Source organism: Kocuria palustris (assembly GCF_007666205.1).
Lineage (GTDB): Bacteria > Actinomycetota > Actinomycetes > Actinomycetales > Micrococcaceae > Kocuria > Kocuria palustris_A.
Window position 1 is genome coordinate 302968 of sequence record NZ_VDOR01000002.1, and the last position, 20410, is coordinate 323377.

19 protein-coding genes and 1 tRNA gene are annotated in these 20410 nt (G+C 72.1%); 13 read left to right on the plus strand and 7 right to left on the minus strand.

Annotation, left to right across the window (positions count from 1 at the left end; translation table 11 throughout):
* Window positions 1–109: 109 nt before the first annotated feature.
* From FSY66_RS03475 to mshD, 4 genes are all read right to left on the minus strand, one after another.
* Complete coding sequence (locus FSY66_RS03475) at window positions 110–652, minus strand: dihydrofolate reductase (protein WP_144791292.1); 543 nt, start codon at window positions 650–652, stop codon at window positions 110–112.
* A complete protein-coding gene (locus FSY66_RS03480) occupies window positions 652–1428 on the minus strand; it encodes a thymidylate synthase (RefSeq protein WP_144791589.1) in 777 nt (258 codons plus the stop codon). Before FSY66_RS03480 ends, FSY66_RS03475 begins: the two co-directional genes overlap by 1 nt.
* A gap of 115 nt (window positions 1429–1543) precedes the next feature.
* Complete coding sequence (locus FSY66_RS03485; RefSeq protein WP_144791294.1) at window positions 1544–2527, minus strand: NUDIX hydrolase; 984 nt, start codon at window positions 2525–2527, stop codon at window positions 1544–1546.
* A 150-nt stretch (window positions 2528–2677) separates the two neighbouring features.
* Entirely contained in the window at window positions 2678–3757 is a 1080-nt protein-coding gene (gene mshD / locus FSY66_RS03490) for a mycothiol synthase (protein WP_472650218.1), read from the minus strand.
* A 141-nt stretch (window positions 3758–3898) separates the two neighbouring features.
* Between mshD and FSY66_RS03495 the strand changes: the two genes are divergently transcribed.
* From FSY66_RS03495 to ygfZ, 3 genes are all read left to right on the plus strand, one after another.
* A complete protein-coding gene (locus FSY66_RS03495) occupies window positions 3899–4540 on the plus strand; it encodes a hypothetical protein (protein ID WP_144791296.1) in 642 nt (213 codons plus the stop codon).
* A 118-nt stretch (window positions 4541–4658) separates the two neighbouring features.
* The gene (locus FSY66_RS03500) at window positions 4659–5255 is read left to right on the plus strand and encodes a heme-binding beta-barrel domain-containing protein (RefSeq protein ID WP_144791297.1); all 597 of its coding nucleotides are present in this window, start codon (window positions 4659–4661) and stop codon (window positions 5253–5255) included.
* Window positions 5252–6502, plus strand: a complete 1251-nt coding sequence (ygfZ, locus tag FSY66_RS03505) for a CAF17-like 4Fe-4S cluster assembly/insertion protein YgfZ (RefSeq protein ID WP_144791299.1) — start codon at window positions 5252–5254, stop codon at window positions 6500–6502. Before FSY66_RS03500 ends, ygfZ begins: the two co-directional genes overlap by 4 nt.
* Before the next feature lie 95 nt (window positions 6503–6597).
* On the opposite strand, the gene FSY66_RS03510 is transcribed toward ygfZ, so the two are convergent.
* Entirely contained in the window at window positions 6598–7629 is a 1032-nt protein-coding gene (locus FSY66_RS03510; RefSeq protein WP_144791302.1) for a 6-phosphofructokinase, read from the minus strand.
* Window positions 7630–7887: 258 nt separating this feature from the next.
* On the opposite strand from FSY66_RS03510, the gene ppk2 reads away from it, so the two are divergent.
* Window positions 7888–8793 (plus strand): polyphosphate kinase 2, encoded by a 906-nt coding sequence (gene ppk2 / locus FSY66_RS03515; protein ID WP_144791304.1) that lies wholly within the window; start codon window positions 7888–7890, stop codon window positions 8791–8793.
* Window positions 8794–8945: 152 nt separating this feature from the next.
* On the opposite strand, the gene FSY66_RS03520 is transcribed toward ppk2, so the two are convergent.
* Both FSY66_RS03520 and FSY66_RS03525 read right to left on the minus strand, forming a co-directional pair.
* Complete coding sequence (locus tag FSY66_RS03520; RefSeq protein WP_144791306.1) at window positions 8946–9335, minus strand: hypothetical protein; 390 nt, start codon at window positions 9333–9335, stop codon at window positions 8946–8948.
* Window positions 9332–10534, minus strand: a complete 1203-nt coding sequence (locus tag FSY66_RS03525; RefSeq protein ID WP_186304382.1) for a pyridoxal phosphate-dependent aminotransferase — start codon at window positions 10532–10534, stop codon at window positions 9332–9334. The genes FSY66_RS03520 and FSY66_RS03525 overlap by 4 nt, the downstream gene beginning before the upstream one ends.
* 366 nt (window positions 10535–10900) lie before the next feature.
* Between FSY66_RS03525 and FSY66_RS03530 the strand changes: the two genes are divergently transcribed.
* The 9 genes from FSY66_RS03530 to rpoB all read left to right on the plus strand — a co-directional run bounded on the left by FSY66_RS03530 (window position 10901) and on the right by rpoB (window position 20353).
* Window positions 10901–10973: transfer RNA gene (locus FSY66_RS03530), tRNA-Trp, on the plus strand.
* A gap of 128 nt (window positions 10974–11101) precedes the next feature.
* Window positions 11102–11365 carry a preprotein translocase subunit SecE gene (gene secE, locus FSY66_RS03535; RefSeq protein WP_144791310.1) on the plus strand — a complete coding sequence of 88 codons (264 nt, stop codon included), beginning with the start codon at window positions 11102–11104 and terminating at the stop codon, window positions 11363–11365.
* 115 nt (window positions 11366–11480) lie between these two features.
* Window positions 11481–12305: a transcription termination/antitermination protein NusG gene (gene nusG / locus FSY66_RS03540; RefSeq protein WP_144791312.1), complete on the plus strand. Its 825-nt coding sequence runs from the start codon at window positions 11481–11483 to the stop codon at window positions 12303–12305.
* Between the two features lie 249 nt (window positions 12306–12554).
* Complete coding sequence (rplK, locus tag FSY66_RS03545) at window positions 12555–12986, plus strand: 50S ribosomal protein L11 (protein WP_144791314.1); 432 nt, start codon at window positions 12555–12557, stop codon at window positions 12984–12986.
* A 94-nt stretch (window positions 12987–13080) separates the two neighbouring features.
* Window positions 13081–13788: a 50S ribosomal protein L1 gene (gene rplA / locus FSY66_RS03550; protein WP_144791316.1), complete on the plus strand. Its 708-nt coding sequence runs from the start codon at window positions 13081–13083 to the stop codon at window positions 13786–13788.
* Window positions 13789–13989: 201 nt separating this feature from the next.
* Complete coding sequence (locus tag FSY66_RS03555) at window positions 13990–15141, plus strand: GNAT family N-acetyltransferase (protein ID WP_144791318.1); 1152 nt, start codon at window positions 13990–13992, stop codon at window positions 15139–15141.
* A 302-nt stretch (window positions 15142–15443) separates the two neighbouring features.
* Complete coding sequence (gene rplJ, locus FSY66_RS03560) at window positions 15444–15986, plus strand: 50S ribosomal protein L10 (protein ID WP_144791320.1); 543 nt, start codon at window positions 15444–15446, stop codon at window positions 15984–15986.
* 85 nt (window positions 15987–16071) lie between these two features.
* Window positions 16072–16461: a 50S ribosomal protein L7/L12 gene (rplL, locus tag FSY66_RS03565; RefSeq protein ID WP_144791322.1), complete on the plus strand. Its 390-nt coding sequence runs from the start codon at window positions 16072–16074 to the stop codon at window positions 16459–16461.
* Window positions 16462–16846: 385 nt separating this feature from the next.
* Window positions 16847–20353: a DNA-directed RNA polymerase subunit beta gene (rpoB, locus tag FSY66_RS03570; protein ID WP_144791324.1), complete on the plus strand. Its 3507-nt coding sequence runs from the start codon at window positions 16847–16849 to the stop codon at window positions 20351–20353.
* The last annotated feature ends 57 nt before the right edge of the window (window positions 20354–20410 follow it).

A 20410-nucleotide genomic window follows, 5' to 3' on the forward strand; every position in this document is an offset into this window, starting at 1 on the left:
GGCCTCCTGTCCGTCGGATCCGGCCGGCTCCGACGGAGCCCCCGGACCGGCCGTGCTCGGCCGTCGGTGCGGTGCTGGGCACCATGCTACCGGTGCGGGCGCCGCGGGATCAGCGGCGCCAGTGCTCGACGCGCCAGCGCAGGCCCGTGCGCGAGACCCGGTCCTCGCCGCGCTCGACGCGCCGCCACGGGCTCTCCAGCACCGGCGCGAGGGTGTCGCCGGGCTCGTCGAGGTCGATGACCGTCACGACGGCGTGATCGACCCGCCGGTCGGGGTCCGCGAGGGCCTCCTCGTAGAGCCGGGCGCCGCCGATCACCCAGATGTGCTCGCCGCCCGGGGCCGCCGCAGCGGCGTCGACGGCCTCGGGCCATGATCCGGCCGCGACGACCGCGGTGCCGTCCGCGCGGGGCTCCGCGAGCAGCTCGGGGTCGTCGCGACGCGACGTGACCACGACGTTCGTGCGTCCGGGCAGGGGGCGGAACCGCTGCGGGAACGACTCCCAGGTGCGCCGGCCCATGATCACCGGCCGGCCCTGCGTGGTCGCCTTGAAGTGCGCCAGGTCCTCGGGCAGGTGCCACGGCATGCCGCCGTCGCGGCCCATGACGCCGCCGGGGGTCTGCGCCCAGATCGCGCTGAGCCGAGGCGCGGGCATCAGACCGCCACCGGAGCCTTGATCCCGGGGTGGTGCCGGTAGCCCTCGAGGACCAGGTCCTCGAGCTCGTAGCCGAAGACGTCCCGGGGCCGCCGTGCGAAGCGCAGCGTCGGGTACGGGTAGGGCGCGCGGGCCAGCTGCCGCTCGACCTGCTCGACGTGGTTGTCGTAGACGTGGACGTCGCCGCCGGTCCACACGAGGTCGCCGGGCTCCAGATCGGTCTGCTGGGCGATCATCATCGTGAGCAGGGCGTAGGACGCGATGTTGAACGGGACGCCCAGGAACATGTCCGCCGAGCGCTGGTAGAGCTGGCAGGACAGCCTCCCGGGGCCGTCCTGCTGCGGCTCGACGTGGAACTGGAAGAGGGCGTGGCACGGGGGCAGGGCCATCTCGTCCACCTCGGCCGGGTTCCACGCCGTGACCACGTGGCGGCGGGAGCCGGGGTTCGTGCGGATCGACTCGACCACCCGGGCGATCTGGTCGATCGTGCCGCCGTCGGAGGTGGGCCAGGAGCGCCACTGCACGCCGTAGACCGGCCCGAGATCGCCGTTCTCGTCGGCCCATTCGTCCCAGATGGTGACGCCGCGCTCCTGCAGCCAGCGCACGTTGGAGGAGCCCTGCAGGAACCACAGCAGCTCGAGGGCGACCGATCGGAAGTGCACCCGCTTGGTCGTCAGCAGCGGGAAGCCCCGGGAGAGGTCGTAGCGGATCTGGCGGCCGAACACGGAGCGGGTCCCGGTGCCGGTCCGATCGGGCTTGCGGGCGCCGTCGGCCATGACCTCGCGCAGCAGGTCCTCGTACGGGGTCGGGACGGTGTCGTCGGTCCCGTCGGCCGCGGTCGTCGCGGTGGTCTCGGTCACGTCGGTGTCGCTTCCTGCTGGGGGCGGGTGCTCAGTCGTCGAAGGGCTTGACGATCTCGACCGAGATCACGCGCCGGCGGTGGCGGCGCGAGACCTGGAGCACGATCATCTCGCCCGGGGCCAGATACGGGTCCTGATCCGGCAGGATGCCGCGCAGCTCGGGGCTCAGCCGGGACCTGAGGACCCGCAGGACCGTGGGCAGCACGGGGCGGTGGGTGCACAGGGCCGCGGAGGACTCCTTGTCGAACAGCGACTCCACGACCGCGGCGGCCTTGGCGGGCTTGCGCTTGTGCGCGGCCTCGGTGAGCTGCGGCTTCTCCTTGAGCTTCAGGCCCGCGTTCCGGGCGTACGGCGTGACCGTGGAGAGGCAGCGCAGCCACGGGGAGGTCACCACGCGCTGCGGGGTCCAGACATTGAGCAGGCGGGTCACGGCCATGGCCTGGCGCTTGCCGGTCGCGGCCAGGGGACGGTCGCCCTCGGGGCGCGACCACGACGAGCGCGGCTTGGCCTTGGCGTGGCGGACCAGGATCACCGGGCGGACGGCGAGATCGCCGGCGCGGTGCAGCTGCTCGAGCCGGTCCAGGGGGACGAGATCCGAGCTGTTGGTCAGCAGCTTCCGCGCGCGCTGCGGCGAGACCCACTCCAGGCGGTCGACCTCGTCGCCGTCGGCCCGCGCCGTCGTCTGGGGGCCGACCTCGGCGCTCCAGTAGTGGACGTGCTTCTCTGCGCTCTTGGCCCGGTACCTGATCCCCGGCAGCGAGACGCCCAGGCGGACGTCGAGCCCGACCTCCTCGAGGACCTCGCGGTGCGCGGTCTCGGGCAGCGTCTCCTGGTCCTCCTGCTTGCCCTTGGGCCAGGACCAGTCGTCGTAGCGCGGCCGGTGGATGATCAGCAGCTCGATGCCGCCGCGGCCCGCCGGACGCCAGCACAGGCAGCCCGCCGCGCGCACGGAGGCCTCGGTGTCGGGTGTGCGCTCCGTCGTGCGGTAGGCCAGCCGATCTGCGTTCTTGACCATGGCGGCTCTTCCGGGTCCTCTCCTCGTGCGGTGCGCCGTCCTGCGCCGGGCGCCGTGCGCTGCCGCCGGGACCGGACGGGTCCCGGCGGCGGGGCGCAGTCATGGTATCCGCCGAATCCCGTGGTCCGGGACCGCGGCTCGGAGGGGCCCTCAGGCGCGGGAGAACATCACGTCCACGTGCCAGCGCCCGAAGCCCATCGACTCGTAGAGCCCGAAGGCGGCGCGGTTCTCGGCATCCACGTAGAGCAGGATCTCGGCCAGGCCCTGATCGCCGAGATGACGCAGCCCCGCCGCGGTGAGGGCCCGGCCGAGGCTGCGTCCCTGCTGCTCGGGATCGACCCCGACCACGTAGACCTCCCCGCGGGCCGGCTCGCCGCCGGAGGCGGGGTGCCGCTTGGTCCAGTGGAAGCCGAGGATCCGCGCGGGGTCCTCCCGCTCGACGGCCAGCAGCAGCCCGGCAGGGTCGAACCAGTCCTCGGCCTCGCGCTCGCGCAGGTCGGCCAGGCTCAGCTGCCCCTGCTCGGGGTGATCCGCGAAGGCCGCGGCATTGACCCGCAGCAGCTCCTGCTCGTCGGCGCCGACCTCGAAGGGGCGGATGACGACGCCGTCGGGCAGCTCGACGGCCGGCTGCTCGTCATCGGCGCTCGTCGTGCGCAGCAGGCGGTGCAGCTCGCGCACCGGCTCGAATCCCAGGGCGCCGGCCAGCGCCCGGGCGGCGGGATGATCGCCGTGCGACCAGGCGTCGACGGGCCCGTCCGCGGAGCTCAGCGCGGTCTCCACGACCGCGCGGCCGAGCCCGGCGCCGCGGTGCTCGGGGCGGACCACGGCCTCGAGCAGAGCGGGGGCTCCGGCCTCCCGGGCGGCCAGGACGACGGCGGCGGCCCGGGGGATCGAGTCATCGGGATCCGGGGCGAGGGCCAGCGCGGCCCGCTCGGGCGCGGTGCGCAGGTCGATCAGGGTCTGCTCCGAGAACGGGGGGTCGCCGTCGGCGTCCTCGGCGGCCCTGGCGAGGGCGCGGACGCCGACGAGCACGTCCGGCTCGGGCGCAGGCTGCTCGACGGGGGATGCGTTCATGCGGTCCATGGGGTCCTCCTGGGAGCTCGTCGCGGCGCGGTGCGCGGCTCCCGGCCCGGGGCGGAGGGCCGCCGGGCCGCAGGCGACGCCGCGCACGGTCGTGACCATCTTCTCGCGGTCCGGGCCCAGCTTGGCGCGGAAGCGGCCGATGCGCACGTCGACGACGGGAGGCCCGGCGCCCAGGGCGCCGGGCCGCGAGACCGCGCGCCGCCGACGCCGGGGCCCTCGGCCGCACCCGACAGGGGCGGACGGTGTCACGGTCGGAGCGGGGCCGCGGGCGAACTATCGTGGGGTCCCATGACACGGGCGAAGAGTCCGCCGCGGGCGGGCACGAAGGTTCTCACGATCGCGGTCTGCGCGACCCTCGTGCTGGCCCTCGCGCTCGCCGCGGCCGTCGCCGGGGGGATCGCCCCGTTCCTGCTCGCGGCGGCCATGAGCGTGGTGCTGGCGCTGGGCTGGGCCCAGGCGGTGGGCATCCGCGCCCGCTACCGCCACAGCATCATCATCCTGGTCAGCGGGATCCTGGCGGCCGCCGTCTCCTGGCTGCCCAGCGGGGACCAGCTCACCTGGGCCCCGGCGATCGTCGCCATGGCGCTGATCGCGATCTTCCTGGCGGAGCTCGTGCGCGGCGAGGGCTCCGAGCACCGCCTCGAGTCCACGATCTCCTCGACCGCGGGGGTGCTGGCCGCCGTGTCCGCCTCGGGGTGGATCGCGCTGTCCCAGCATCTCCACGACCTGGGCGACACCCCGGTGGCCATGGTGGTCGTCCCGGGGCTGGTGACCGCCGTGATCATCGGGGTCGCGGGCTACCGCCTGCTGATGTCGGGCCCGGAGCGGGCGCCCAAGCGCGGGCTGCTCTCCCTGAGCGTCCTGCCGGTCGCGCTGCTGGGCCCCACCGCCCTGTTCGCGGGCCTGATCGTGGCGCACGTGGTAATTTGAGCCCATGCTTCTTGCCATCGAGATCTTCTTCCTGGTCCTGCTCGCGCTCGCGATCATCACGATCGGCGTCATCGGCGTCGTCGTGGTCAAGAACCTCTACAAGGGGCAGATGTAATCCGTGCCCATCGAGATCCCCACTGATCTCCCCGCCGAGCTCGTCCCCTTCGCCTGGCTCATCGGCGAGTGGCAGGGCGACGGATTCGTCGGCTACGGAGACGTCGAGCAGCGCCCCTTCCGGCAGCACGCCCAGTTCGCCCACAGCGGCCTCCCGTTCCTGGAGTACCGCGCGGAGACGCACCTGATCGGCGACGACGGCCTCCCCGAGCGCCTCATCGGCATCGAGCACGGGTTCCTGCAGCTGGACCGCCGCTTCCAGGACGGCGATCCCGGCCCCGGACTGCTGCCCGGCGCCGAGCAGCCGGTGCTGAGCACCGCCGAGCAGATCGAGGGCCTGCGCCGCGAGGACGGGGGATTCCCCGTGCTGGCCGTGATCAGCCGCCCGGGCGGCGTGAGCGAGCTCTACGTCGGGGAGATCGACGGCCCGCGGATGCAGCTGGCCACGGACGCCGTGGTCCGCGCGGAGGGCGCCAAGCAGTACACCGCCGCGACCCGCATGTTCGGCCTGGTGAACGGAGACCTCTTCTGGGCCTGGGACATGGCGGCCGACGGCCGATCGCTGAGCAATCACGCCTCGGCTGAGCTGAAGAGGATATGACGGACAGCACCGCAGACACGACCGACGCCGCCGCACCCGAGCCCCGCGCCCAGGTGCGGCGGTCCGCGCTTCTGGAGGCCGTGCACGGCGCGGTCGAGGCCTCGGGCCTCGACGCCGGGACGGCCGCCCACTACGGGGACCCCGTCCGCGAGCAGCGGGCCCTGGCCCGCGGCGCCGCCGTGGTGGACCTCTCCCACAAGGGCGTCCTGACCGTGACCGGCCCCGACCGCCTCTCCTGGCTCACGACCCTGAGCTCCCAAGTGCTCACGGGGCTGCGGCCCGGGGAGTCCGCGGAGACCCTGTTCCTCTCCGTGCAGGGCCGCGTCGAGCACGCTCCGCACGTCATCGAGGACGGACGGACCGCGTGGCTCGTGACCGAGCCGCACGAGACCGAGCCCCTGCGGAAGTGGCTCGAGTCCATGCGCTTCGCCCTGCGCGTCGAGATCGCCGATCGCAGCGACGACATCGCGGTCGTCGGCGCCGTCGAGGTCCCCGAGCACCTGCTGCCGCCTGCGCAGGAGCCCTCCGACGGGCGCTGCGCGCTGGTCTGGGAGGATCCGTGGCCCGGGGTCGCCGAGGGCGGGTGGGCCTACGGCGAGCAGGAGTCCCACCCCGGGCGGGACCGCCGCTGGCACGAGGTCCTGATCCCTCGCGACCGCCTCGTCGAGGCCGTGACCGGCCCCGCCGCCGACGGCCTGGAGCTCGCCGGCTCGTGGGCGGGGGAGGCCCTGCGCATCGAGGCCTGGCGACCGCGCCTGGGCGCGGACACCGATGAGCGCACCGTCCCGCACGAGCTGGACTGGCTGCGCACCGCGGTCCACCTGGCCAAGGGCTGCTACAAGGGCCAGGAGACGGTCGCGCGCGTGCACAACCTGGGGCACCCGCCGCGTCGCCTCGTGTTCCTGGATCTCGACGGCTCGGAGCACACGCTGCCGCGCGCCGGCGCGGAGGTGCTCTCGGGGGAGCGCGTCGTCGGGCGGGTGAGCTCCGCCGCGCTGCATCACGAGGCCGGGCCCATCGCCCTGGCGGTGATCAAGCGCTCCGTCGATCCCCAGGCGCCGCTGCGGGTGCGCGAGCGCGCCGACGACGCGGCCGAGGCCGCCGGATCGGCCGCCGACCGGGAGCAGGACAGCACGGCACCGCGCGAGGAGTGGGCCGCGGCCCAGACCGTCGTCGTCCCGCCGGACGCAGGCCAGGTCGTCCAGCGCGAGAAGGGCTTCCTGCGCAGGCCGGGCGGACGCTCCTGAGCCGATCCCCCGCCCGCGTCCGAGCGGATGCCCGCACGGCATCGGCCCCGCGATCCTCGTGATCGCGGGGCCGATGCCGCTGCGTGCGGCCGGGATCAGCGGCCGAAGAGCACCTTCGCCTCGTCCCAGCGCTCCTGGGGCACGGCCTTGAGCCCGGTCAGCGCCTCGTCGAAGCTGACCCGGGCCATGTCGGTCCCGCGCAGCGCGACCATGTAGCCCCACTGCTTGTCCTGGACCAGGTCCACGACGCTCATGCCGAAGCGGGTCGCCAGCACCCGGTCGTAGCCCGTGGGGGCGCCGCCGCGCTGGATGTGGCCCAGGATCGTGTTGCGGGTCTCGATGCCCGTGCGCTCCTCGATCTGCCGGGTGATGTACTCGCCGATCCCGCCCAGACGGGGCCGGCCGTCGGCCTCGGTGCCGTGCACGGCGGTGACGTCGTCGAAGCCCTCGGGGATGAAGCCCTCGGCCACGACCACCAGCGGGGAGCGCCCGCGCTCGTGCACCTCGCTCACCCAGCGGCAGACCTCGTCCATGCTGGTGCGCTGCTCGGGGATCAGCACCGCGTGGGCGCCGGCGGCCATGCCGGAGTGCAGCGCGATCCACCCGACGTGGCGCCCCATGACCTCGGCGACCATGCAGCGGTGGTGGGACTCGCCCGTCGTGCGCAGGCGGTCCATGGCGTCGGTCGCGATGGAGATCGCGGTGTCGAAGCCGAACGTGTAGTCCGTGCCCATGAGGTCGTTGTCGATGGTCTTGGGCACGCCCACCACGGGCAGCCCGTCGAGGGCCAGCCGGCGGGCCCCGGCCAGGGTGCCCTCACCGCCGATGGCGACGACGGCGTCGATCCCGTGCCGCTCGAGCATGATCGAGATCTTCTCCGGCCCGCCCTGCGGGTGCTCGTACGGGTTGGTGCGGGAGGTGCCCAGGATGGTGCCGCCCTCGCGGGCCAGGCCGCGGACCCTGGTGCGGGGCAGATCGATGATGTCCCCCTCGACCAGCCCGCGCCAGCCGTCGCGGAAGCCCACGAACTCGTGGTCGTAGGTCTTGATGCCGTGCAGGACGGCCGCTCGGATGACCGCGTTGAGTCCGGGGCAGTCGCCGCCGCTGGTCAGCAGACCGATCTTCATGGGTGTCGCTCCTCCTGCTCGTGGCCGTCCGGGGCGCACAGGCCCCCGGCGGCAGCCGCTGGGTCTGCCTCCATCCTAGGTGCGGGCGGGTCGGGCGGTCAGGCCGCGGCGCTGTCCCGGCGCAGTTCAGGAGCCGTTCACCTCGAGCGGACTAGAATGGGCCCAGGACAGCCACCGGTCCGGCGGCGATGTCAGTGCCGCGGGACCACCGCCACGATCGCGGCCCGTGCGCCGCGATCCCAGCCCACGGGAGCCGCAATGGCAGAAGCGCCGCAGGAGAACCTCCGCGAGTTCATCGACAAGCTCGTCGAGCAGGGCTACACCGTCACGGACGGGCAGACGGCCGATCCCGACCTCATCGACCCGGGCGGATCCGCGGTCGAGACCTGGCGGGAGGGCGGCTACCCCTACGACGAGCGGATGTCGCGGGAGGACTACGAGCTCGAGAAGTACCGGCTGCAGATCGAGCTGCTCAAGTTCCAGTACTGGGGCCAGGACAACGACCTCAAGCACATCATCCTGTTCGAGGGCCGCGACGCCGCCGGCAAGGGCGGCACGATCAAGCGCTTCACCGAGCACCTCAATCCGCGGGCGGCGCGCACCGTGGCGCTGAGCACGCCCACCGAGCGGGAGAAGGGGCAGTGGTACTTCCAGCGCTACGTCGAGCACTTCCCCACGAGCGGCGAGATCGTGATGTTCGACCGCTCCTGGTACAACCGCGGCAATGTCGAGCGCGTCATGGGGTACTGCACGGACGAGGAGTACGAGGTCTTCATGAAGCAGGCCCCGGTCTTCGAGAAGATGCTCGTGGACGCGGGCATCCACCTGACCAAGTTCTGGTTCTCCGTGACCCAGCACGAGCAGCGCACGCGCTTCGCGATCCGCCAGATCGACCCGGTCCGCCGCTGGAAGCTCTCGCCCAACGACCTCGCCTCGCTGGACCGCTGGGACGACTACACGCTGGCCAAGGAGGAGACGTTCCGCCGCACGGACACGGACCACGCGCCCTGGACCACGATCAAGTCGAACGACAAGAAGCGCGCCCGCCTCAACGCCATGCGCTTCTTCCTCAACCAGTTCGACTACGAGGACAAGGACGAGTCGGTCGTCTACCCTCCGGATCCGCAGATCGTCCGCCGCGGCCGCGACGCCGTCGACGACTGATCACCCGGCCGACGGCGAGCCCGCCCGCGATCCCGTGCGGACGGGCGGCGGCGGCGGCCGACGGGGACGAGATGACGGCAGGAGGGGCCGCGCACCGACGGTGCGCGGCCCCTCCTGCCGCGCGGGGAGCACCGGCGAGGCGGCCGGTCCGCTCAGGCGCGCCGCGGCTTCCGGCGCCGGTCGACGAGGGCCCAGGAGGCGGCCCCGGAGACGGCGGTGACCGCGAGCACCGACGGCCAGGCCCCGATGCTCCTGGCCAGGGGGTGGGACAGGCCGAAGCCGAGGACGTAGACGGTGCTCAGGACGCCCGCCTCGGCGGCCCCGCCCTCGTGCCACCAGGTGTGGGCGGCGGCCGCGCCGGCTCCGAGCAGCGCGGCCCCGCCGAGCCAGCGCACGCCGCTCGCCCGGGCGATGCCGTAGCCGCCGATCAGTCCGGCGGTGGTCCACGCGGCGGTCGGGATCCGCTCGAAGGCCCCGACGGCCGCAGCGGCGGCCTCGCCGAGGCGCTCCGCGCCGGTGCGGGGATCGGAGGCGGCGCTCATCGGGCCGACCCCAGGAAGTCCTGCAGGCGGGTCAGTCCCTCGCGCAGGTCCTCGTCGCCCAGGGCGTAGGAGAGCCGGAAGTAGCCGGAGGGGCCGAAGGCCTCGCCGGGCACGACGGCCACCTGGGCCTGCTCGAGGATCAGCTGGGCGAGCTCCGAGGAGGTCTGCGGGCGCGATCCGCCGAGATCGCGCCCCAGCAGGGCGCTGACGTCGGGGTAGACGTAGAAGGCGCCCTGCGGCTCCGGCACGGTCACGCCCTCGATCGCCGAGAGCATCTCGACGGCCATGCGGCGGCGGCGGTCGAAGGCCTCGCGCATGGCGGCCACCTCGTCCTGCGGCCCCGTGAGAGCGGCGACGGCCGCGCGCTGGGCGATGTTGTTGACGTTCGAGGTGAGGTGCGACTGCAGGTTGCCCACGGCCTTCACGACGTCGGCGGGGCCGATCAGCCAGCCCACCCGCCAGCCGGTCATGGCGTAGGTCTTGGCGACGCCGTTGACGACGACGACGTTGTCGCCCAGCTCGGGGCAGGCCCCGGCGATCGAGGTGAAGGGGGCGTCGTCGTAGGTCAGCTGCTGGTAGATCTCGTCGGCGATCACGAAGATCCCCTTCTCGGCCGCCCAGGCGCCCAGGGCCCGGGTCTCCTCGGGGGAGAACACGGCGCCGGTCGGGTTGGACGGGGAGCAGTGCAGGATCGCCTTGGTGCGCTCGGTGACCTTCTCCTCGAGCATCTCGGGCGTCACCTTGTAGCCGTGCTCCGCACCCGCCACGACCTCGACGGGGATGCCGCCGGCCAGGCGGATGGCCTCCGGGTACGTCGTCCAGTACGGGGCGGGCAGCAGGACCTCGTCGCCCTCGTCCAGCACGGCCTGGAACGCCTCGTAGACGGCCTGCTTGCCGCCGTTGGTCACGACGACCTGCGACGGATCGACCTGCCAGCCGCTGCGCTGCGCGGTGGTCTCGGCGACGGCCCGCCGCAGCTCCGGGAGGCCCGCGCCGGGGGAGTAGCGGAAGTTCGAGGGGTCGTGGAGGGCGTCGGCCGCCGCCTGGACGATGTGCGCGGGGGTGGGGAAGTCCGGCTCGCCGGCTCCGAAGCCGATGACGGGCTGCCCCTCCGCCTTGAGGGCCTTGGCCTGGGCGTCGACGGCGAGGGTCGCCGAGGGGGCGATCGCCGCGATGCGGCGGGAGATGCGTTCGGACATGATCTGCAGATCCTCCATCCGGAAGAGGGGGCGCGCCGGCGGTCCGCGGTGCGCCAGGGCACTGCCTCCCATGCTAGCCCGGTCCCTGCGGCGTCCTCCGAGGTGCGCCCCGAGCGCCCGGGCACCCGAGCAGCGGCGGCCGGTGCGCCGCAAGCGGCCCCCGCCGGCCGGCGGGGCGATGGGTCGTGCTCGGCAGGAAGGCGATCGCCCTTGCCGACCCTCGCGGGCTCGACTAGGATCGTCCGCTGGTGTCCATCCGAGCGCGTCGCCGCCCGCTGCGCAGCCCACCGGCCCCCGGGCCGGGTGCGCGAGCGGCGGTGGTAGGCTCATGGACCGGCGTGCGGGGCGCGAGTCCCGCAGGCTCGAAGGGCAGTGGCGCAATTGGTAGCGCAGCGGTCTCCAAAACCGCAGGTTGCAGGTTCGAGTCCTGTCTGCCCTGCGCAGCCCGCGTCCCCCTCCCGCGTGCGATGCCGGGCGCTCCCGGCGCCCGCGGGAGGGCGGAGGCGAACAGCGCAGACCATCATCCGATGGCGCGGACCATGCGCGAGTCCCTCTCGAGGAGATCCGATGTCGCAGAGCACAGCCGTCGACCAGCCGGGCGGTGAGCCGGAGCAGAAGTCGAACGGGGTGTTCGGCAGGCTCCTGCTGTTCCTGCGCCAGGTCATCGCGGAGCTACGCAAGGTCCACACCCCCACTCGTCGCGAGCTCGTGCAGTACACCCTCGTCGTCCTCGTGTTCGTGGCCTTCATGATGGCCCTGATCTCGGTGCTGGACTTCGGCTTCGGCCAGCTCGCCCTGCTGGTCTTCGGCGAGGGCACCGTCGCGGCCTGACGACGCCGAGGGCGACCGGCGCCCCCGTGACGACGGGGCAGGGCTCCCGTCGCACGACCGCACCGCGAGCAAGGCCTCGCACGCCATCCCAGAGCAGAGGAAAGCAGGACTCCCAGTGACCCAGCACGAAGCCGAGAACGACGTCGACCCGACGCCGGAGGACGCGACGCCCGCCCAGGGCGCCGCGGGGCAGACCGACGGCGTCGAGGCGCCCGCTGAGCAGGAGTCCGTGCAGGACGCCGATCTCGCGATCGCCGAGGGCGCCGAGTCGGAGGAGTCCGATCAGGCCCCGGCCGCCGAGGCGCCTGCCGAGGACCCCCGCAAGGAGTTCGCGGCCAAGCTGCGTCGGCAGGAGGGCGACTGGTTCGTCATCCACACCTACGCCGGCTACGAGAACCGGGTGAAGACGAACCTCGAGACGCGCATCCAGTCCTTGAACATGGAGGACGACATCTTCCAGATCGAGGTCCCCATGGAGGAGGTCGTGGAGATCAAGAACGCGCAGCGCAAGACCGTGCGCCGCGTCCGGATCCCCGGCTACGTCCTGGTCCGCATGAACCTCACCGACGCCTCGTGGGGCGCGGTGCGCCACACCCCCGGCGTGACCGGGTTCGTGGGGCAGGACGCGTACAACCCGAACCCGCTGCGCATCGACGAGGTCGTCGACATGCTCAACCCGGTGTTCGAGACCCCCGCCCCGGCCGCGGAGGAGACTGCGGCCTCGTCCGCGGGGACCGGCTCCGGGGGCCCGGCGGCCCCGGCCGTGACCGTCGACTTCGAGGTCGGCGAGTCCGTGATCGTCAAGGAGGGCGCCTTCGCGACCCTCCCGGCCACCATCTCCGAGATCAAGGTCGAGTCCCAGCAGCTGGTCGTGCTCGTGTCGATCTTCGAGCGCGAGACCCCGGTCACCATCTCGTTCGACCAGGTCTCCAAGATCTGATCCCGACCGGTCGCGGACCCCGCGCTCGCGCGGAGTCTGGCAGACTGGTCGATCGTCGTGCCGGGCGCAGGGCTCCTCCCGGAGGCCCTGCGCCGTCGGCCGTCGGCGGGCCCTGCGCCCGCCCCCATGCTTCGGCACCGTCGCGGGACGCGCTTTCCCGCAGCGGGCGCCGTCGGCCGCCGCGCCACGGCGGCCGCCCCACCGCCGCACGCTCCTGTGCGGCGGCACATCACGTCAGGAGGACCGCTCATGGCTCCCAAGAAGAAGAAGGTCTCGGGTCTGATCAAGCTGCAGATCCAGGCCGGCGCCGCCAACCCGGCACCGCCCGTCGGCCCCGCGCTCGGTGCGCAGGGCGTCAACATCATGGAGTTCTGCAAGGCCTACAACGCGGCCACGGAATCCCAGCGCGGCAACATCATCCCGGTCGAGATCACGGTCTATGAGGACCGCTCGTTCACCTTCGTCACGAAGACCCCTCCGGCCGCCGAGCTGATCAAGAAGGCCGCCGGCATCCAGAAGGGCTCCGGCGTCCCGCACACGGACAAGGTCGGCTCGATCACCTGGGACCAGGCGCGCGAGATCGCCCAGACCAAGGCCGCCGACATGAACGCCAACGACGTCGAGGCCGGCGCCAAGGCGATCGCGGGCACCGCCCGCTCGATGGGCATCGACGTCCTCTGAGTCCGGCTCCCGCCGGTTCACGACACCCCACGTAATCCCGTGGCAGGGCCGAGCGCGGCCCGCATGACCACGACTGCATAAGGAGAGCAAGCAGATGGCACAGCGCAGCAAGGCGTACCGAGCCGCGGCCGAGAAGATCGACCGCGACCGGCTCTACACTCCGGCCGAGGCGATCGCCCTGGTCAAGGAGATCCACGGCTCCAAGGCCGACTCCACGATCGAGGTCGCCATGCGCCTCGGCGTCGATCCCCGCAAGGCGGACCAGATGGTCCGCGGCACCGTCAACCTGCCGAACGGCACGGGCAAGACCGCCCGCGTCGTCGTCTTCGCGCAGGGCGACAAGGCCGCCGCGGCCGAGGCCGCCGGCGCCGACTTCGTGGGCGCCGACGACCTGATCGCCAAGGTCCAGGGCGGCTGGGTCGACTTCGACGCCGCCGTGGCGACGCCCGACATGATGGGCAAGGTCGGCCGCCTGGGCAAGGTCCTGGGCCCCCGCAACCTGATGCCGAACCCGAAGACCGGCACCGTGACCATGGACGTGGCCAAGGCCGTCGGCGACATCAAGGGCGGCAAGATCGACTTCCGCGTCGACAAGCACTCCAACCTCCACTTCATCGTGGGCAAGACCTCCTTCGAGCAGAACGCGCTGGCCGAGAACTTCGGCGCCGCCCTGGAGGAGGTCCTGCGCCTCAAGCCGGCGTCCTCGAAGGGCCGGTACATCTCCAAGATGACCGTGGCCTCGACCTGGGGCCCGGGCGTCCCGGTGGACCCGAACGCGACCGAGGTCGCCACCGAGGCCTGAGCCCGCAGACCCGCACCGGCTCGCCGCGCGCAGCCGGGATGACGGGTCGTTGCCCCGGCGATTGACCGCCGGGGGCGACGTGCACGATCCTGAGGGGTCCAGCCGCAGCCGGCTGGGCCCCTCGGCCGTTCCGCGTCCGACGGCCGCACCGACGGTCCTCGGCTCCGCAGCCGGCCCGGGACCGATCCCCGAAAGGCACCCGTGCTCCCCACCGCAGCGCTCAGCATCCGGCAGATCCGCACGCCGGCGGCCTTCGACGACGACGCAGCGCGGACCCTGGGGGAGGTGGCCGACATCGTGCGGCGCTCCCGAGAGGCCATCTGGGGCGCCGGGCAGCTCTCGAACGCCGCGGAGGACATCTTCCGGGACCTCCACGACCCGTGGGAGCGCGTGGTCCTGCTCGGCGCGTATCTCGAGGACCGGCTGGTGGGCCGGGCCGAGGTCCGGCTGCCGCTCGTGGTCCACACGCGCAGCGCCGGCGTGCTGCTCACGGTCGACCCGGAGGCCGAGGCCGGCGGCGTGGGACTCGAGCTGCTCTCGGCCGCCGAGCAGGTCGCCGCCGGGGAGGCCCGGCGCGTCATCACGATCCACACCGAGCACCCGGGCCCGGAGGATCTGCGCGGCGACGGACGCATCGGCTCGCCCACCGGGACCCTCCCGCAGATCCGCCCCGAGGACTGGATCACCGCCGCCGACGGCTCGGGGCGCCTGCCGCTGTCCAATCGGCAGACGCGGTTCGCCCGCAGCGCCGGCTACGATCTGCGCACCGTCTCCGACGTCAGCCGCCTGACGGTGCCGCTTCCGCAGGAGGAGCTCGACCGGCTCACCTCCGAGGTCCTCGCCAGCCAGGGAGCGGGCGACTACCGGACCCACGCCTGGCAGGACGAGGCCCCGGAGCACTGGCTCGACAGCCTGGCCCGGCTGCACGCCCGCATCCCGTCGGACTCCTTCGCGGGCCCGGAGGTCTGGGACCCGGAGCCCTGGGACGCGCAGCGGGTCCGCCGCACCGAGGCCCTGCGCCGGGAGGACGGCGATCGGTCGCTCATGTCGGTCGTCGAGCACATCCCCACCGGGGAGCTCGTGGGGATGACCGAGGTGGTGATCCCGCAGCCGCACCGGGGAGCCGGGCTGCAGGACGAGACGGTCGTGCTGCGGGAGCACCGCGGCCGGCGCCTGGGCCTGCGGCTCAAGCTCGAGAACCTCCGCCAGATCGCCCGGACGGCCCCGGAGGTCGAGGCGATCTTCGTGTGGACGCACAGCGGGAACACGCGCATGAACTGGGTCAACCGCAGACTGGGCGCGCGGGTCGTCGGGCGCTCCGCGGTGTGGCAGAGGGAGATCGGAGCCGCCTGAGCGCTCGGCCCGATCCCGCGGACGCCCCGGGCCGGCACCGCGCTTGCGGAACCGGCGGGGCGCCGGGTAGTCTCGGGGCATCCAAAGACCGCCGGTCGCGGATCCGTCGTGCCTGCTTCACCTCGAAGCAGTCGGAGCGGATCGCCGTAAGAGCCCGCAGGGGCGTCCAGCGCAGGTGTCCTGAACGTGATCGACCGCAGCGCTCCCTCGGGAGCGCGGCTTCCTCTCGCGCCCTGGCATCTGCCGGGGCGCTTCTTCGTGGGGCCGCACGGCAGGCGCCCGGCACACCAGGAAGGAGTGCCATGGCGAACCCTGAGAAGTACGCCGCGGTGGCCGAGCTGAAGGAGCGCTTCGAGTCGTCCTCCGCAGCCGTGCTGACCGAGTACCGCGGCCTCTCGGTGGCGCAGATCTCGCAGCTGCGCCGCTCGCTCGGCGAGAACGCCGAGTACGCCGTGGTGAAGAACACGCTGGCCGGCATCGCCGCCCGCGAGGCCGGGATCGACGCATTCGAGGGGCAGCTCGAGGGCCCCACCGCGATTGCGTTCGTCTCCGGTGACGCGGTCGCCGTCGCCAAGGGCCTGCGCGACTTCGCCAAGGAGAACCCGCAGCTCGTCGTGAAGAGCGGCTACATGGACGGCGCCGCCCTCGACGAGGCCGGCATCAAGAAGCTCGCGGACCTCGAGTCCCGCGAGGTCCTGCTGGCCAAGGTCGCCGGAGCCGCACAGGCTTCGCTGTCCCAGGCCGCGGCCCTGTTCCAGGCGCCGCTGTCCAAGACGGTCCGCACGGCCGAGGCGCTGCGCGCCAAGGTCGAGGAGACCGGCGCGGACACCGCCTCCGACGCCTGAGCGTCACCGAACCGCACGCCAGACCCACGAATCCCTCGTGCCGTGATCGCACGGCACGACGACCGACACGAGAAGGAGCCACATCATGGCGAAGCTGACCACCGATGAACTGATCGAGGCCTTCAAGGAGCTCTCCCTCATCGAGCTCTCCGAGTTCGTCAAGGCCTTCGAGGAGACCTTCGACGTCACCGCTGCGGCCCCGGCCGCCGTGGCCGCCCCCGCAGCCGGCGGTGCCGGCGGCGAGGCCGCCGCCGAGGAGGAGCAGACCGAGTTCGACGTCATCCTCGAGGCCGCCGGCGACAAGAAGATCGGCGTCATCAAGGAGGTGCGCTCGCTGACCTCCCTCGGCCTGAAGGAGGCCAAGGAGCTCGTCGACGGCGCTCCCAAGCCCGTCCTCGAGGGCGCCTCCAAGGAGGACGCCGAGAAGGCCAAGGAGCAGCTCGAGGGCGCCGGCGCCACCGTCACCCTCAAGTGATCCGCGCGGGCTCGGCCCGCGCCTCGCAGCGGACCGCCTCGGGCGGCCGCGATCAGCGCCCCGTTCGGCTCCGGCCGGACGGGGCGCTCGCCGTCCCCGGGGCTGCGCCCCTCCCTGCCCATTCCGGGGGTGGACAAGCGGCGCGGAGCTGACCTATCCTGTCTCTTTGCGTCGTCCCTGAGTTCTGCGTGCCTTCATATAGCGGTGGGCGCCCCTCGGCCGGAGCTGACGACTCTGCGATCCGCGTCGGATCGATCCTCGCACGGCCCCCTGCGCCCCGCACGAGCATCCCGGACGCGAACGAGGTCGCGGCAGTCGGGCCGGTCCGAGTCCTCCGGACGGGAACCGCGCGATTCACCTGCAGATCTGTGGAAGGAATCTCACTTTGGTCGCCTCGAGCACCGATTCGTCCGTCACCGCATCCCAGGCAGGAGGAGGCAGCGTCCCCCGCGTCACCTTCGCCAAGATCCACGAGCCGCTGGAGGTCCCGAACCTCCTGGCCCTCCAGACCGAGAGCTTCGATCGCCTGATCGGCAACGAGAAGTGGCAGGAGCGGCTGCGCGTCGCCCAGGAGGCCGGCCAGACCGGCGTCTCCACCACCTCGGGCCTGTCCGACATCTTCGAGGAGATCTCCCCGATCGAGGACTTCCAGGGCACCATGTCCCTGTCCTTCACCGAGCCGGAGTTCTACGACCCCAAGTACACGGTCGACGAGTGCAAGGACCGGGACGCCACCTACTCGGCTCCGCTGTACGTCAAGGCCGAGTTCATGAACAACACGACCGGCGAGATCAAGCAGCAGACCGTCTTCATGGGCGACTTCCCGCTCATGACGGACAAGGGCACGTTCGTGATCAACGGCACCGAGCGCGTGGTCGTCTCGCAGCTGGTCCGCTCCCCGGGCGCCTACTTCGAGCGCGGCCAGGACCGCACCTCGGACAAGGACATCTACTCGGCCAGGATCATCCCGTCCCGCGGCGCGTGGTTCGAGCTCGAGATCGACAAGCGCGATCAGGTCGGCGTGCGCCTGGACCGCAAGCGCAAGCAGTCCGTGACCGTCCTGCTCAAGGCCCTGGGCTGGACCGAGGCCAAGATCCTCGAGGAGTTCGGCGAGTTCGACTCGATCCGCGCGACCCTCGAGAAGGACGCGACCGAGACCCGCGACGACGCTCTGCTGGACATCTACCGCAAGCTGCGTCCGGGCGAGCCGCCCACGGTCGAGGCCGCCCAGCAGCTGCTGGACAACATGTACTTCAACCCGAAGCGCTACGACCTGGCGAAGGTCGGCCGGTACAAGCTCAACCGGAAGCTCGGGATCGACAAGCCCTTCACCGACCCCGACGCGTCGGTCCTGGCCGTCGACGACATCGTCGCGATGATCCGCTACCTCGTGACCCTGCATGCCGGGGGCGAGACCATCGAGGGCGTGCGCGACGGCGAGAAGCGCGACATCCGCATCGACATCGACGACATCGACCACTTCGGCAACCGCCGCATCCGCGCGGTGGGCGAGCTGATCGAGAACCAGATCCGCACCGGCCTGTCCCGGATGGAGCGCGTCGTGCGCGAGCGCATGACCACGCAGGACGTCGAGGCGATCACGCCGCAGACGCTGATCAACATCCGCCCGGTCGTCGCGGCGATCAAGGAGTTCTTCGGCACGTCGCAGCTGTCGCAGTTCATGGATCAGAACAACCCGCTCGCGGGCCTGACCCACAAGCGCCGCCTGTCCGCGCTGGGCCCGGGCGGGCTCTCCCGCGACCGCGCCGGCATGGAGGTCCGCGACGTCCACCCGTCGCACTACGGCCGCATGTGCCCGATCGAGACCCCCGAGGGCTCGAACATCGGCCTGATCGGCTCGCTGGCCACCTACGCGCGGATCAACCCGTTCGGCTTCATCGAGACGCCGTACCGCAGGGTCCGCGACGGCGTCGTCACCGACGAGGTCGTCTACCTCACCGCTGACGACGAGCGCGGCGCCACGATCGCGCAGGCCAACGCGCCGCTGACGGACGACCTGCGCTTCGCCGAGGACGCCGTGCTGGCCCGTGCCGCCGACGGCTCGGGCGAGGCCGTGCTGGTCGAGCCCTCCGACGTCGAGTACATGGACGTCTCGCCGCGCCAGATGGTGTCGGTCGCGACCGCCCTGATCCCGTACCTCGAGCACGACGACGCCAACCGCGCTCTCATGGGCGCCAACATGCAGCGCCAGGCCGTGCCGCTGCTCGTGTCGGAGGCCCCGCTCGTGGGCACCGGCATGGAGCGCAACGCCGCCATGGACGCGGGCGACTCCGTGCTGGCCGTCAAGGCCGGCGTCGTCACCGAGGTCGCCGCCGACCACGTCACCGTGGCCAACGACGACGGCACCGAGAAGGAGTACACGGTCGGCAAGTTCGTGCGCTCCAACCCGGGCAACACGTACAACCAGCGCGTGGTGGTCTCGGAGGGCGATCGCGTCGAGCAGCGCACCGTGCTGGCCGACGGCCCGTCGACCGATCACGGCGAGCTGGCCCTGGGCAAGAACCTGCTCGTGGCCTACATGTCCTGGGAGGGCCTCAACTACGAGGACGCGATCATCCTCTCCCAGCGGATGGTCTCCGAGGACGTGCTGACCTCGATCCACATCGAGGAGCACGAGATCGACGCCCGCGACACCAAGCTCGGCGCCGAGGAGATCACCCGGGACATCCCGAACGTCTCCGAGGAGGTGCTCTCGTCCCTGGACGAGCGCGGCATCATCTACATCGGCGCGGAGGTCCAGGCCGGCGACATCCTGGTCGGCAAGGTCACGCCCAAGGGCGAGACGGAGCTGACTCCCGAGGAGCGGCTGCTGCGCGCGATCTTCGGCGAGAAGTCCCGCGAGGTCCGCGACACCTCCCTGAAGGTGCCGCACGGCGAGTCCGGCACGGTCATCGGCGTGCGCGTCTTCGACCGGGACGAGGAGTCCGACGACCTGCCGGCGGGCGTCAACCAGGTCGTGCGCGTCTACGTCGCGCAGAAGCGCAAGATCACGGACGGCGACAAGCTCGCCGGGCGCCACGGCAACAAGGGCGTCATCTCCAAGATCCTGCCGCTCGAGGACATGCCGTTCCTGGCCGACGGGACCCCCGTCGACGTCATCCTCAACCCGCTGGGCGTGCCCGGGCGCATGAACCTCGGGCAGGTGCTCGAGGTCCACACCGGCTGGCTGGCCAAGCAGGGCTGGAAGGTCGAGGGCGATCCGCAGTGGCTGGACCGCCTGACGGACTTCCCTCGGGAGACCGGCCCCACGAACGTGGCGACCCCGGTGTTCGACGGCGCCCGCGAGGACGAGATCTTCGACCTGCTGGACCACTCGAACCTGACCCGCGACGGCGAGCGCCTGATCAACCACACCGGCAAGGCGCAGCTGTTCGACGGCCGCTCCGGCGAGCCGTTCCCGGACCCGATCTCCGTGGGCTACCAGTACCTCCTGAAGCTGCACCACCTGGTGGACGACAAGATCCACGCCCGCTCCACGGGTCCGTACTCGATGATCACCCAGCAGCCGCTGGGCGGCAAGGCGCAGTTCGGCGGCCAGCGCTTCGGCGAGATGGAGGTGTGGGCCCTCGAGGCCTACGGCGCGGCGTACACGCTGCAGGAGATCCTGACGGTCAAGTCCGACGACGTGCACGGCCGCGTCAAGGTCTACGAGGCGATCGTCAAGGGCGAGAACATCCCGGAGCCGGGGGTCCCCGAGTCGTTCAAGGTGCTCATCAAGGAGATGAAGTCCCTGTGCCTGAACGTCGAGGTCCTCTCGGCGGACGGCCAGACCGTCGAGATGCGCGATGCGGACGACGAGGTCTTCCGCGCCGCCGAAGAGCTGGGCATCGACCTGTCCCACTCCGAGCCGAGCTCGGTCGAAGAGGTCTGAGCACCTCCGACGTCGACCGCCCCCTCTTTTCGAAGACTGCTTAGAAAGGGATCAAGG